The sequence below is a fragment of the uncultured Modestobacter sp. genome (genome assembly GCF_947486615.1).
GTDB lineage: Bacteria > Actinomycetota > Actinomycetes > Mycobacteriales > Geodermatophilaceae > Modestobacter.
Genome location: NZ_CANKUD010000009.1, coordinates 87,310 through 100,587 on the forward strand (window position 1 = coordinate 87,310; position 13,278 = coordinate 100,587).

The following is a 13,278-nucleotide window of genomic DNA, read 5'->3' on the forward strand; positions in this document are numbered from 1 at the left end:
CCGAGGCTCGTGCCGAGCTTGCGAGGCATGAGGAGGACGAGGTCCTTCACTTCTTGAGCTGGTTGTAGACCTCCTTGCAGGCCGGGCACACCGGGCTGCCGGGCTTGGGGCTCTTGGTCACCGGGAAGACCTCGCCGCAGAGCGCCTCGACCATGGTGCCCATGACGGCGCTCTCGGCGATCTGGTTCTTCTTCACGTAGTGGAAGACCTCGTTGGCGTTGCCGGTGTCGGCGTCGCGGACGTCCGGGCGCTCGAGGATGTCGGCGCTGCTCATGGGCTGCTCCCTCAGGTCTCGGGTTCGGGCCGGGATCCGGTCCGGAACGGGCTGCCCACCATGATGGCAGGGTGGCCCACCCCTTCCCCGGAACTCCGTCCGTCCTCTCCCCCGAGGTGGCCGATGCGCTCGCCGCCGGCCGGCCCGTCGTCGCCCTGGAGAGCACCCTGCTCGCCCACGGCCTCCCCCGCCCGCAGAACCGCGCTGCCGCCGACGAGGTGGAGGCCGCGGTGCGTGCCGGCGGCGCGGTGCCGGCCACCATCGCGGTGCTCGACGGCGTACCGCACGTCGGGCTGACCGCGGCGGAGGTCGACCGGGTCTGCGCCGACCCGGAGCTGGCCAAGCTCGGCGTCCGCGACCTGCCGGTCGCCGCCGCGCTGGGCCGCAGCGGCGCGACCACCGTCTCCAGCACGGCACTGCTGGCCGCCCGGGCCGGGATCGGCGTCTTCGCCACCGGCGGGCTGGGCGGGGTGCACCGGCTGGCCAGCGACACCTTCGACGAGTCGGCCGACCTGGTCGCCCTGGCCCGCACCTCGCTGGTCGTGGTCTGCGCCGGCGTGAAGTCCATCCTCGACGTCCCGGCCACCCTGGAGCGGCTGGAGTCGCTGTCGGTGACCGTCGTCGGCTACCGCACGAACCGCTTCCCCGGTTTCTACGTGGCCGACTCCGGGTCGCCGGTCGACTGGTCGGTGGCGTCCGCCGCCGAGGCGGCCCGGGTGTTCGCCGCCCGCCGCGAGCTCGCCCCCGGCGCGGTGGTGGTGGCCAACCCCCTGCCGGTCGACCAGCAGCTGGACACCGAGCTGCACGATCGGGTGATCGCCGACGCGCTGGCCGCCGCCGACGCCGCCGGCGCCCGAGGCAAGGACGTCACCCCGTTCATCCTGGGGCACCTGCACGAGGCCAGCGGCGGGGCGAGCCTGGAGGTCAACGTGCGGCTGGTGCTGCGCAACGCCGAGCTGGCCGGGCAGATCGCGGCCGAGCTCGCCGCGATCGGCCGCTGACTCCCACGGTGGCCGCGTCGCGGGTCGTCGTCGTCGGTGACGTGTGCACCGACGTCGTCGTCCTGCTTTCCGGGGAGCCGGCGCCGGGCTCGGACCGGCCGGCGGCGATCAGCACCGCCGGGGGCGGCGCCGGGGCGAACGTGGCCGCGCACCTGGCGGCCCTCGGGACGCCGGTGACGCTGGCCGGGTGCGTGGGCGACGACCTGCCCGGGGAGGCGCTGCGCGCCGGGCTCGCGGCGGCCGGCGTGCAGCTGGCGCTGCGGACCGTGCCCGGTGCGCCGACCGGCACCATCGTCAGCCTCGTCGAGCCGGGCGGGGAGCGCAGCTTCCTGGCCGACCGGGGCGCCAACCTGGCGCTGCAGGCCGCCGACGTGCCCACCCCGGTCCGCGGCGGGCACCTGCACCTGTCCGGCTACACGCTGCTGGCGCCCGGGCCGCGGGCCGCCGGGCTGGCGGCGCTGGCCCGGGCCCGGGCGGCGGACTGCACCGTGTCGGTCGACCCGGCGTCCACCGGCCCGCTGGCTGCGCACGGCGTCGACCGGTGGCTGGCCGAGACCGCGGCGGCCACCCTGTTGCTGCCCAACGCCGACGAGGCGCGGCTGCTCACCGGCTGCGCGGACCCGGCCGCGGCGGCCCGGGCACTCGCCGCCCGGCACCCGGTGGTGGTGGTCACCCTGGGGGCGGACGGCGCGCTCTGGGCCGCCGGTGACGAGCTCGTGCACCGCCCGGCGCACCCCGCCGTCGTCGTCGACACGACCGGTGCGGGTGATGCGTTCACCGCGGGCGTGCTGGCCGCCTGGACGTCGTCCGGCGGGCGGCCGGACCCGCTGCGCGCGCTGGACGCGGGGCTGGCCCGGGCCGCCGAGGTGGTGGCCCGGCCCGGGGCCCGCTGACTCACATGTCGATGACGCGGGCCCTGCTGCTGCCGGACTCGAGGATCCGGTCCGGTGCCGGCGGCCGGTAGCGGTTCGGGTCGATCTTCTTCTTCGGCGGCCGGTCGTTGGCCATCACCACCGCGACCCAGGGCAGCACGGTGCCCAGGACCGCGAAGACGGCCATCAGCCAGATCGAGTACTGGTAGGTGAGCGCGGCCAGCACGAGGCTGACGCCACGGATCAGCATGGTGATCGCGTAGCGCTTCTTGCGGGCCGCGTGCTGGTCGGCCCGGCTGGGCTCGGCCTCGGTGATGAGCAGCGGCTCGTTGCTGTCGTGCCGGCCGACGGACTGGCTGGAGGCCACGGATGCCCTTCCCTGGACTGGCCGGGGGAAGGGCGGCGGTGGTCGGCTCCCGTGGTGCGACCGGCCCCCGGAGCCCCCGGCTCCTGCGGTCCATCGTGCCACTCGATCGTGCGCCATGCAGCGGCTCGGCAGACCCGCTGCCGGGCGACTCAGCCGACCGGGGCCTTCGCCGCGCGGGCCTCCTTGGCGGCCTGCTTGGCCGCCTGCTTGAACGCCCGCACCTCGGCCAGGGACGCCGGGTCGGTGATGTCGGCGACCGACCGGCGGGCGCCCTCCAGGCCGTAGTCCCCGGCGGCCTCCCGCCAGCCGGGCGGGGTGACGCCGCACTGCTTGCCCAGCAGGGCCAGGAAGATCGTCGCCTTCTGCGCGCCGAAGCCGGGCAGCTCCCGCAGCCGCCGCAGCAGGGTCGCGCCGTCCGGGGCATCGGTCCAGACCGCGTCGGCCCGGCCGTCGTACCGCTCCACCAGCGCCCGGGCCAGCTCCTGGGTGCGGGCGGCCATCGACCCGGGGTAGCGGTGCACCGCGGGCGGCCCCTGGAAGAGCCGGGCCAGCTCCGCCGGGTCGCACTCGGCGAGCTCGACCGCGGACAGCGTCTGCACACCCAGCCGGTCGGCCAGCAGCCGCGGCCCGGCGAACGCACGCTCCATCGGGAACTGCTGGTCCAGCAGCATCCCGATCAGCAGCGCCAGCGGGTCACGGCCGAGCAGCTCGTCGGCGACGTCGTCCTGGGAGATGCGGAGGGTCGGCACGCAGCAGATCCTGCCGCACCGGCCCGCCCACCCCTGCGGTCAGTGCGCCTTCGCGCCGCTCGCCTCGTCCGCCGTGCGCCGGTGCAGGGTCAGGCTCAGCACCGTCACCACGATCGCGCCCACGACCAGCCCGAGCAGCGCGCTGCCCAGGGTGTTGACCACCCAGCCGATGACCGAGCCGAGCGCGCCGGTGGCGTCGGCCGCGGCCTCCTCCAGGTGGTGCACGACCTCGTAGAGGACGTGCAGGCCCAGCTCGTCGGTGCCCACCAGCAGGATGTGGCCACCGACCCAGAGCATCGCCGCGGTGCCGACCACGGTGAGCGCGCTGAGCAGCTTCGGCATGCCCTTGACCAGCCCGCGCCCGAACCGGGCCACGCCCGCACTGGACCGCTGGGCCAGGTGCAGCCCGACGTCGTCCATCTTCACGATGAGGCCGACGACGCCGTAGACGAGCACGGTGATCCCGAGCGCGACGATCGCCAGGATGATCGCGCGGGACCAGAAGCCCTGGTCCACCACCTCGTTCAGCGAGATCACCATGATCTCGGCGGAGAGGATGAAGTCGGTGCGCACCGCCCCGGTGACGATCGTCTTCTCGTCCGGGAGCGCCTCCTCCACCGACGCGTGGGCCTCGTCGTGGCCCTTGACCCGGTGCCAGATCTTCTCCGCGCCCTCGTAGCAGAGGTAGGCGCCACCGACCATCAGGATCGGGGTGAGCAGGAAGGGCAGGAACTCACTCAGCAGCAGGATCGCCGGCAGGATGATCAGCAGCTTGTTGCGGAGCGAGCCGACAGCGATCTTGCGGATGATCGGCAGCTCACGGTCGGCGTTCAGCCCGTGCACGTACTGCGGGGTGACCGCGGTGTCGTCGACCACCACCCCGGCGGCCTTCACGCTGGCCCGCCCGGCAGCGGCCCCGATGTCGTCGATCGAGGCCGCGGCCGCGCGCGCCAGCACCGCCACGTCGTCCAGGAGTGCCACCAGTCCACCCGCCACGGGAGGTTCCTTCCGATCGGTTGCGCACTCGCGTGCTGTCGGAGGACATGGTGGACGATCCGGCGGTGCCACGCGCGGGCGCCGCACCCGTCCGGGTCACCGAAGTCCGGCACGCCCGCGCGGCCGGGGCGCCGGGTCGGCGAGGATCGACGGCGTGCGTGCGGTGGTGACCCGGGTCAGCGAGGCGTCGGTGACGGTGGACGGCGAGGTGGTCGGCGCGATCGGCGCGGGCCTGCTGGCCCTCGTCGGGGTCGGCCGGGACGACGACGTCGCCCGGGCCCGCGCGCTCGGGAAGAAGCTGCACGAGCTGCGCGTCTTCCCCACCGACGACGGTGCCCGCTCGGTCGGTGACCTCGGCCTGGGGGTGCTGGTGGTCAGCCAGTTCACCCTCTACGCCGACACCCGGAAGGGACGCCGTCCCTCGTGGGCCGACGCGGCGCCCGGGGAGCTGGCCGAGCCGCTGGTCGACGAGGTGGTCGCCGAGCTGCGCCGGCGGGGCACCGAGGTCGGCACCGGCCGGTTCGGCGCCCGGATGTCGGTGGCCTCGGTGAACGAGGGGCCGATGACCCTGCAGCTGGAGGTCTAGCCACCGGCGGAGCGGGGTACCACACCGCTGTCACTCGCTTCCGGAGCGCACGCAGAGTCGCCGACCTGGACGTTGCCTGTGAGTCCTCGCGCCCCGGAACACGCGCCCCGGCAGGTCCGTTGCACACGATGTACCACACGGACAGAACGACCGGAGAGCCACCCGGCTGATCCCGGACGACGCTCTGACCTCCACCGGGGTGCACCGCCAGACCACCCACGACGGCGACGCATCCGGACCCCGAAGCAAGGACGAAGACTCATCGTGACCGTGCTGCAGTCCTCCCCCACCGACACCCTCGAGGTGCGTTCCCCGCGCCGCGCCCCGGACACCAGTGGCCTGGTGTCGACGGACCTGGTGCGCGTCTACCTCAACACCATCGGCAAGACCGCGCTGCTGACCGCCGAGCAGGAGGTCGAGCTGGCCAAGCGGATCGAGGCCGGCCTCTACGCCGACCGGCTGCTGAACGAGAAGAAGCTGACCCCGGCGCTGACCCGGGACTACAAGCTGCTCGCGGCGGACGGCAAGGCGGCCAAGGCCCACCTGCTCGAGGCGAACCTCCGCCTGGTCGTCTCGGTGGCCAAGCGCTACACCGGCCACGGCATGACGTTCCTGGACCTCATCCAGGAGGGCAACGTCGGCCTGATCCGCGCCGTGGAGAAGTTCGACTACACCAAGGGCTTCAAGTTCTCGACCTACGCCACCTGGTGGATCCGCCAGGCCATCACCCGGGCGATGGCCGACTCCGGACGGACGATCCGGCTGCCCGTCCACCTGGCCGAGCAGGTCAACAAGGTGGTGCGCACCCGCCGCCGGATCCACCAGGAGCTGGAGCGGGAGCCCACCCCCGAGGAGCTGGGCCTCGAGCTCGACATGACCCCCGAGCGGATCACCGAGCTGCTCGAGTACTCCCGCGACCTGGTCTCCCTCGACCAGACCGTCGGTGCCGACGAGGAGTCCCGGCTCGGTGACTTCATCGAGGACGCCGACGCCGCGGTCGCCGAGGACGCCGTCGCCTTCCAGATGATGAAGGGCGACGTGCGCAACGTGCTGGAGACCCTCGAGGAGCGGGAGCGGGACGTGGTGATCATGCGGTTCGGTCTCGACGGCGGCCAGCCGCGCACGCTCGAGCAGATCGGCAAGCGCTTCGGCCTCTCCCGCGAGCGGGTGCGGCAGATCGAGCGCGAGACGATGACCAAGCTCCGCGCCCCGCAGCGCGCCGACGCCCTCCGGGACTACCTGGGCTGAGCCGACGACGACAGCGCCCCTGCCCCCCTGCCCTGGTGGGTGGGGGCTCTGTCGCGTCAGGTGCCGGGGCGGAACATGCGGCGGGGGCCCTGGTCGATGCGGGCGGTGGGCGGGCCGACCCGGATGACGGCGCCGGCGACCACCAGGCTGCGGCCGCCGTGCCAGGCGTCGGCCGGGCCGACGATGACCGGGTCCAGGCTGAGCCCGAGCACCTCGGGCAGGGCGTCGCCGAGCCGGGCGACCCGGAGCAGCAGGTCCTCCAGGGCGGCGCTGTCCACCGGCGCGCTGCCGCGATAGCCGTTCAGCAGCGGCCAGGCCCGGGGCTCCCGGACCAGCTCGTGCGCGTCCAGGTCGGTCAGCGGCAGGGTGCGGTAGGCGCGGTCACCGAGCAGGTCGGTCGCCACCCCGCCGACGCCGAAGCTGACCAGCGCCCCGAAGGACGGGTCGTCGACGATCTCCACCACCGTCGCCACCCCGGGCGCCGCCTGCTCCTGCACGATCACCGGGTCGCCGGCCGGGATCGCCGCGAACGCCGTCCGCACGTCCTCGGCGTCGGTCAGGTCGAAGCGCATGCCGCCCAGGTCGCGCCGGTCGCGCAGCCACGGCGCGGTGGACTTCAGCACCACCGGGTGGCCGATCTCCTCCGCGGCGGCGACCGCGGCCTCGGCGTCCTCGACCCGGCGGGTGCCCAGCATCGGCACCCCGTAGGCGCCCAGCAGTGCCATCGTCTCCTCGTCGGTGAGCTCCCGGCCCTCCGGGGACGCCACCAGCGCGGCCTCCACGACCCGGCGGGCGGCGGCCTCGTCGATGCCCTCCAGCTCGGGGACCACGCCCAGCGGCCGGCGCCGCCAGCGGGCGTACTCGCTGACCTTCGCCAGCGCGATGATCGCGCGCTCCGGGGTCGAGAACGAGGGCACCGACCCGCGGGCGGGCATGCCGTGCTCGTCGCGGATCGCCAGCTCGTCCGGGATGCCCTCGGTGGAGAGGAAGTTGGCCACCAGCGGCTTCCCCGAGCCGGCCGAGACGGCCCGCAGCACCTCGCCGAAGGGCTGCTCCTCCCCGCGCACCAGCGGCGGCAGGAAGACCGCGACGACGCTGTCCACGCCGTCGTCGTCCAGGGCCGCCTGGAGTGCGGTCCGGAAGTCCTCCGGGCCGGCCTGGGTGCCGATGTCGACCGGGCGGTCGTGGGCCAGCGCCAGGCCCTGCTCCAGGACGGCGTCGGCGACCAGCACGCCCATGGCGGTCGAGTTGCCGACCACGGCGACCCGGTCGCCGCCGGGCAGCGGCTGGTGGGCCAGCAGCGTGCCGACGTCGAAGAGCTGGGCCAGGGTCTCCACCCGGATCACCCCGGCCGAGGCGAACAGCGCCGCGACCGACTGCTCGGGGACGGCGACGCTGGTGCCGGCCAGGCCGGCGGTCATCCCGACGTGCCGTCCGCTCTTCACCGCGACCACCGGCTTGGTGCGGCCGATCCCCCGGGCCAGCCGGGCGAACTTGCGTGGGTTGCCGAAGCTCTCCAGGTGCAGCAGCACCACCTCGGTGCCGGGGTCGCTGGCCCAGTACTGCAGCAGGTCGTTGCCGCTGACGTCGGCCCGGTTGCCGGCGGAGACGAAGCTGGACAGCCCGATCCCCCGGCTGCGGGCCCGTTCCAGCAGGGCGACGCCGAGCGCACCGGACTGGGCGAAGAAGCCGACCCGCCCACGGCCGGGCACGTCGGGGGCCAGGCTGGCGTTCAGCCGCACCGCCGGGTCGGTGTTGACGATGCCCAGGCAGTTGGGGCCGACCACGCGCATGCCCGAGGCGCGGGCGGAGGCGACCAGGGCCCGCTCGGCGGCGCGCCCCTCGGGGCCGGTCTCCCCGAACCCGCCGGAGATGACCACCAGGCCGCGGACGTTCTTGCGCCGGCAGGCCTCGACCACCGCCGGCACCTCGTCGGCCGGCACCGCCAGCACGGCCAGGTCGACGTCGTCCGGGATGGCCTCGATGTCGGCGTAGGCCGGCACGCCGCGGACGTGCCGCACGGCCGGGTTGACCGGGTAGAGCGGGCCGGCGAAGCCGTACTCGAGCAGGTCGTGCAGCACCGCGTGACCGACCTTCGACGGGTCGTTGCTGGCGCCCACGATCGCCACCGACCCGGGGTTGAGCAGCCGGCCGATCGACCGGGACTCGCTGCGCTGCTCCCGCTCGTGCGCCACCGCCAGCGACTGCTCGGTGGGCGCGATCGGGAAGGTCAGGTGCACCACGCCGTCCTCGTAGGACCGCTTCGCCGAGTACCCGGCGTCGATGAAGACCCGCACCATCGCGCTGTTCTGGCTGAGCACCTCGGCGACGAACCGGCTGATCCCCCGCTCCCGCGCCGCCGCGGCCAGGTGCTCCAGCAGCACCGACCCCAGGCCCCGGCGCTGGTGGGCGTCCTCGATCAGGAAGGCGACCTCGGCGTCGTCGGTGCCCGGGTAGCGGTCGTAGCGGCCGACCCCGATGAGCCGGTCGCCGAGCAGGACGACGAAGGCGACCCGGGCGTCGTGGTCGACGTGGGTGAAGCGGTGCAGGTCCTTGTCCGACAACCGGCGCATCGGCCCGAAGAACCGGTAGTAGCGGGTCTGGTCGGAGCTGCGGTCCATCAGCCCGACGATCCCCTCGGCGTCCTCGGGGGTGATCGGCCGCAGGTGCACGGTGCCCCCGTCGGCGGCCACCACGTCGGCCTCCCAGTGCGGCGGCGCAGCGGGGGTCAGTTGGTCATCCACGGTCGCGTTCCTCCGGCCACCTCGTAGGGGCCCGCCACGAGCCGGCGAGTGGCGGGGGGCGAGGTGGTCCTTCCGTCAGTCACGGGGGTCGTCCGGGTCGAGTCCGAAGTAGGGGAAGGAGGCGGTGCGGGTGCGCAGGATCGCCCGGTCGACGCGGTTCTCGGTGAACGGGTCCCAGCGCTGGTAGCCGACGTACCCGCCCTCGGTCATGCTCACCGGCGGCGGGGTGTGCAGCCCGCGGGCGCGGACGTCGTCCTGCCAGCTCTGCGGGATGTCGGTCGTGCCGGCCAGCCGGTCGCCGCTGGCCTCGGCGATCAGGTGGGTCCAGGCGCGTGGCACGCACCGCACCACGCCGTAGCCGCCACCGCCGAGGGCGACCCAGCGGCCCTCGCAGACCTCGTGCGCCAGGTCGTGCACCGCGCGGTAGGAGGCACGCTGGCCGTCGATGGTGAGCCCGAGGTCGGCCATCGGGTCCTCGTGGTGGGCGTCGCAGCCGCACTGGGTGACGAGGATCTGCGGAGCGAAGGCACGCACCACGCTGGGCACCACGGCGGAGAAGGCGCGCAGCCAGCCGGAGTCGTCGGTGCCGTTGGGCAGCGCCAGGTTGACCGCGCTGCCCAGCGCCTTCTGCGGGTCGCCGGTCTCCTCGGGGAAGCCGGTGCCCGGGAAGAGGGTGAGCGGGGTCTGGTGGACGCTGACGGTGAGCACCCGTGGGTCGTCGTAGAACGCGGCCTGGACGCCGTCCCCGTGGTGCACGTCGAGGTCGACGTAGGCGATCCGCTCCCAGCCCTGGGCCAGCAGCCAGGCGATGGCGACCGCGGCGTCGTTGAACACGCAGAAGCCCGACGCCGCGTCGCGCATGGCGTGGTGCAGCCCGCCGGAGATGTTGACCGCGTGCTGCGCCCGCCCGCTGGCGACCTGCTCGGCGGCGAGCACGCTGCCCCCGGTGATCAGCGCCGCGGCGTCGTACATGCCCGGGAAGACCGGGTTGTCCGGCGTGCCCAGGCCGTGTCCCACCCCGTAGGGGTCCTCCGGTGCCCGGCGCACGGCCTCGAGGTAGCCGGGGTCGTGGACCAGGGTCAGCAGGTCCTCGCCCGCCTGGGTCGGGCTGACCACCTGGATCCGGGGCCGGTCCAGGACGCCCAGGGACCCGGCCAGCCGCATGGTCAGGTCCAGGCGGACCGGGTGCATGGGGTGGTCCCCGCCCATGGTGTAGCCCAGCAGCGCGTCGTCCCAGACGACCGTCACGGCGTCGCTCACGACCCCGCTCCCCGGTCGCGCGGGCGCGGGCACGGTGCTGCGGTGCTCCTCGTCGAGCAGGCGAGCTCCCTCACCGGGCCGACGCTACCGGTGCCGGCCCGCGCGTGCGCCGGCGCGACGCGGCGACCGTCCGCACCGCTCGCGTGCCCCGTCGGCTGGCCCCCGCCTCGTAGGATCGGGGCCACCTGACGGAGGAGTGGACGTGAACGACCTCATCGACACCACGGAGATGTACCTCCGGACGATCTTCGAGCTGGAGGAGGAGGGCATCGTCCCGCTCCGCGCCCGGATCGCCGAACGACTGCACCAGAGCGGCCCGACCGTGAGCCAGACCGTCGCCCGGATGGAGCGCGACGGGCTGCTGACGGTGCAGGGCGACCGGCACCTGCAGCTCTCCGACGAGGGCCGCGAGCTGGCCACCGCGGTGATGCGCAAGCACCGGCTGGCCGAGTGCCTGCTGGTGGACGTGATCCGGCTGGACTACGCCGACGTCCACGAGGAGGCCTGCCGCTGGGAGCACGTGATGAGCGAGGCGGTGGAGCGCAAGCTGCTCAGCCTGCTGAACAACCCGACGGTCTCGCCGTTCGGCAACCCGATCCCCGGCCTGGACGCGCTCGGTGGCGACACCTCCGCGGTGCTCGACGCGCTGACCCTGCTCTCCACCACGGCCACCCCGGAGGGGAGGCCGGTGGTGATCCGGCGGATCAGCGAGCAGCTGCAGGAGGACGCCACCCTGCTGCGCACCCTGGCCGACCTCGGCGTCCGGCCCGGGTCCCAGGTCACCGCGTCGCTGGCCAACGGCACCGTGCTGGTCGACGGGGAGGCGTTGCAGCCCGGGGTGGCCCAGCACGTGTTCGTGAGCGCGGTGGAAGAGGAGCTCACGCCGGTCGAGGCCGCCGAGGCGACCGCCGGCGTCAGCTGACCCGACCCGCTCGACCGAGAGCCGCGCCCCACTGGGGGCGCGGCTCTCCGCGTACCCGGGGCCCGGACGCCGCACTCGTTCGCACGGCTCACGACCTTCGTCACTAGGCTCGCCGGGACACCGACGCGACGCGTAGAGAGAAGGCACCGGTGAGCGACTCCCCAGCTCCCTCCGAGCAGCCCGACGCCACCCCGCCCACCCCGTTCCACCGGCTCGCGGACTTCGTCGCGCTGCCCCGGCTGGGCGGGCTCGCCCTCTCCCCCGACGGCACGCGGCTGGTCACCTCGGTGGCGACGCTGGACCCGGCGGGCACCCGGTGGCAGTCGGCGCTGTGGGAGGTCGACCCGGCCGGCCGGCGCCCGGCCCGCCGGCTGACCCGGGGCGCGGCCGGTGAGTCCGCCCCGCAGTTCTCCCCCACCGGCGACCTGCTGTTCACCTCTGCCCGCCCCGACCCGGACGCGGGCAAGGACGCCGGTGAGCCCAAGCCGGCCCTGTGGGCGCTGCCCGCGGACGGCGGCGAGGCCCGCGTCGTCCTGCAGCGCCCGAGCGGCATCTCCGGGGTGACCGTCGCCGCCGACACCGGTGACGTCGCGGTCGTCGCGTCGACCATGCCCGGTGCCGGCGACGCCGAGGCCGACCAGGCGCGTCGCACCGCCCGCAAGGACGCCGGGGTCACCGCCTTGCTGCACGAGAGCTACCCGGTGCGCTACTGGGACCACGACCTCGGACCGGCCGTGCCGCACGTGTTCTGGATCGGGCAGCTGCCCACCGAGCCGGTGCCCGGCACGGCTCCGGCCGCTTCCGAGTGGCGGGACCTCACCCCCGACGCGGGTCCGCCGCTGGGGGCCGGTGAGGACGTGGCCCTCTCCCCCGACGGCCGGCTGCTGGTGCGCAGCGAGGACGTCGCCGACGGCCCGGCCGGGCGGCGCTCCCGCCTGGTGCTCACCGAGGTGGCCTCCGGGCGGACCCGGGTGCTGGTCGACGACCCGCTGGCGGACGTGTCCGGGGCGCGCTTCTCCCCCGACTCCCGCCAGGTGGTCTGCGCCCGCCAGTCGGCGACGACCTACGACGACCCGCCGGAGTACACGCTGCTGCTGGTCGACCTGGACGACGACCAGCCGGCCGGCGTCCGTGAGCTGACCCCCGACTTCGACCGGTGGCCCAGCGCCCCGCAGTTCGCCGCGGACGGCACGGCCGTCTACTTCCTGGCCGACGACGACGGCCGGCACGCGGTGTTCCGGGTCGCCGTGGACGGGAGCGCACCGGTCCGGCTGACCGACCAGGGCGCCTACAGCGACCTGCAGGTGGCCCGGGACGGCAGCGCCCTCTACGCCCTGCGGTCGGGGTACGACACCCCGCCGGTGCCGGTGCGGCTGGACCCGGCGGCCACCGGTCAGGACCCGGTGCCGCTGCCCAACCCCGGCACGATCAGCTCCTTCCCCGGGACGCTGCGCGAACTGGACGCCACCGCCGCCGACGGCACCCGGGTGCAGTCCTGGCTGGTGCTGCCCGAAGGGGCCGGCGCGGACACCCCGGCCCCGCTGGTGCTGTGGATCCACGGCGGGCCGCTGATGAGCTGGAACTCCTGGTCGTGGCGGTGGACGCCGTGGGTGCTCGCCGCCCGCGGGTATGCGGTACTGCTGCCCAACCCGGCGCTGTCGCAGGGGTTCGGGCAGGACTTCGTCCGGCGTGGCTGGGGAGAGTGGGGCGACGCGCCCTACACCGACCTGATGGCCGCGGTGGACGCCGCCGAGGCGCTGCCGGAGATCGACCAGACCCGCACCGCGGCGATGGGCGGCTCCTTCGGTGGCTACATGGCCAACTGGGTGGCCACCCAGACCGACCGGTTCAAGGCGATCGTCACCCACGCCAGCCTGTGGCACCTGGACGGCTTCGTCGGCGCCACCGACGCCTCCTACTACTGGGAGAAGGAGTTCGGCGACCCGCTGACGGAGCCCAAGCGGTACGAGCAGAACTCGCCGCACCGCTTCGCCGACGCGATCCGCACGCCGATGCTGGTCATCCACGGCGACAAGGACTACCGGGTGCCGATCGGTGAGGGCCTGCGGCTCTGGTACGACCTGCAGAAGCGGGGCGTGCCGTCGAAGTTCCTCTACTTCCCCGACGAGAACCACTGGGTGCTCACGCCGGGCAACGCCGCGGTCTGGTACGAGACGGTGATCGCCTTCCTGGCCGAGCACGTGCTGGGCGAGGAGTGGCAGCGCCCCGAGCTGCTCTGAGGTGCACCGGGGCGCCGGC

At 74.4% G+C, this 13,278-nt stretch carries 12 protein-coding genes; 6 read left to right on the forward strand and 6 right to left on the reverse strand.

Going from position 1 to position 13,278, the window contains the following annotated elements; genetic code table 11:
* Positions 1 to 46 precede the first annotated feature (46 nt).
* On the reverse strand, positions 47 to 274 hold the full coding sequence (locus Q1A09_RS16500; RefSeq protein WP_222195256.1) for a DUF3039 domain-containing protein: 228 nt from the start codon (positions 272 to 274) through the stop codon (positions 47 to 49).
* Between the two features lie 71 nt (positions 275 to 345).
* Between Q1A09_RS16500 and Q1A09_RS16505 the strand changes: the two genes are divergently transcribed.
* Positions 346 to 1,275, forward strand: coding sequence for a pseudouridine-5'-phosphate glycosidase (locus tag Q1A09_RS16505; protein WP_299957192.1), 930 nt, complete (start codon positions 346 to 348; stop codon positions 1,273 to 1,275).
* Between the two features lie 8 nt (positions 1,276 to 1,283).
* Positions 1,284 to 2,168 carry a carbohydrate kinase family protein gene (locus Q1A09_RS16510; protein WP_299957195.1) on the forward strand — a complete coding sequence of 295 codons (885 nt, stop codon included), beginning with the start codon at positions 1,284 to 1,286 and terminating at the stop codon, positions 2,166 to 2,168.
* Position 2,169: 1 nt separating this feature from the next.
* On the opposite strand, the gene Q1A09_RS16515 is transcribed toward Q1A09_RS16510, so the two are convergent.
* The 3 genes from Q1A09_RS16515 to Q1A09_RS16525 form a co-directional block, all read right to left on the reverse strand.
* Entirely contained in the window at positions 2,170 to 2,514 is a 345-nt protein-coding gene (locus Q1A09_RS16515) for a DUF3099 domain-containing protein (RefSeq protein ID WP_299957198.1), read from the reverse strand.
* 149 nt (positions 2,515 to 2,663) lie between these two features.
* Positions 2,664 to 3,263 carry an HhH-GPD-type base excision DNA repair protein gene (locus tag Q1A09_RS16520; protein WP_299957201.1) on the reverse strand — a complete coding sequence of 200 codons (600 nt, stop codon included), beginning with the start codon at positions 3,261 to 3,263 and terminating at the stop codon, positions 2,664 to 2,666.
* Between the two features lie 39 nt (positions 3,264 to 3,302).
* The gene (locus Q1A09_RS16525; RefSeq protein ID WP_299957203.1) at positions 3,303 to 4,244 is read right to left on the reverse strand and encodes a DUF808 domain-containing protein; all 942 of its coding nucleotides are present in this window, start codon (positions 4,242 to 4,244) and stop codon (positions 3,303 to 3,305) included.
* Between the two features lie 169 nt (positions 4,245 to 4,413).
* Here Q1A09_RS16525 and dtd point away from each other — a divergent pair, with 169 nt between their 5' ends.
* Positions 4,414 to 4,845 (forward strand): D-aminoacyl-tRNA deacylase, encoded by a 432-nt coding sequence (gene dtd, locus Q1A09_RS16530; protein ID WP_299957205.1) that lies wholly within the window; start codon positions 4,414 to 4,416, stop codon positions 4,843 to 4,845.
* A gap of 264 nt (positions 4,846 to 5,109) precedes the next feature.
* On the forward strand, positions 5,110 to 6,093 hold the full coding sequence (sigB, locus tag Q1A09_RS16535) for an RNA polymerase sigma factor SigB (RefSeq protein ID WP_299957208.1): 984 nt from the start codon (positions 5,110 to 5,112) through the stop codon (positions 6,091 to 6,093).
* Positions 6,094 to 6,149: 56 nt separating this feature from the next.
* On the opposite strand, the gene Q1A09_RS16540 is transcribed toward sigB, so the two are convergent.
* A complete protein-coding gene (locus Q1A09_RS16540; RefSeq protein WP_299957211.1) occupies positions 6,150 to 8,837 on the reverse strand; it encodes a bifunctional GNAT family N-acetyltransferase/acetate--CoA ligase family protein in 2,688 nt (895 codons plus the stop codon).
* 75 nt (positions 8,838 to 8,912) lie between these two features.
* Positions 8,913 to 10,097 (reverse strand): acetoin utilization protein AcuC, encoded by a 1,185-nt coding sequence (locus Q1A09_RS16545; RefSeq protein ID WP_299957213.1) that lies wholly within the window; start codon positions 10,095 to 10,097, stop codon positions 8,913 to 8,915.
* A 202-nt stretch (positions 10,098 to 10,299) separates the two neighbouring features.
* Between Q1A09_RS16545 and Q1A09_RS16550 the strand changes: the two genes are divergently transcribed.
* Both Q1A09_RS16550 and Q1A09_RS16555 read left to right on the forward strand, forming a co-directional pair.
* Positions 10,300 to 11,019 carry a metal-dependent transcriptional regulator gene (locus Q1A09_RS16550; protein WP_299957216.1) on the forward strand — a complete coding sequence of 240 codons (720 nt, stop codon included), beginning with the start codon at positions 10,300 to 10,302 and terminating at the stop codon, positions 11,017 to 11,019.
* 149 nt (positions 11,020 to 11,168) lie between these two features.
* Positions 11,169 to 13,259, forward strand: coding sequence for a S9 family peptidase (locus Q1A09_RS16555; protein ID WP_299957217.1), 2,091 nt, complete (start codon positions 11,169 to 11,171; stop codon positions 13,257 to 13,259).
* Positions 13,260 to 13,278: the final 19 nt, after the last annotated feature.

What these genes read in the sequence shown, in the direction of transcription:
- Q1A09_RS16500 (WP_222195256.1), bottom strand. Translation starts at nt 274, where the DNA reads ATGAGCAGCGCCGACATCCTCGAGCGCCCGGACGTCCGCGACGCCGAC.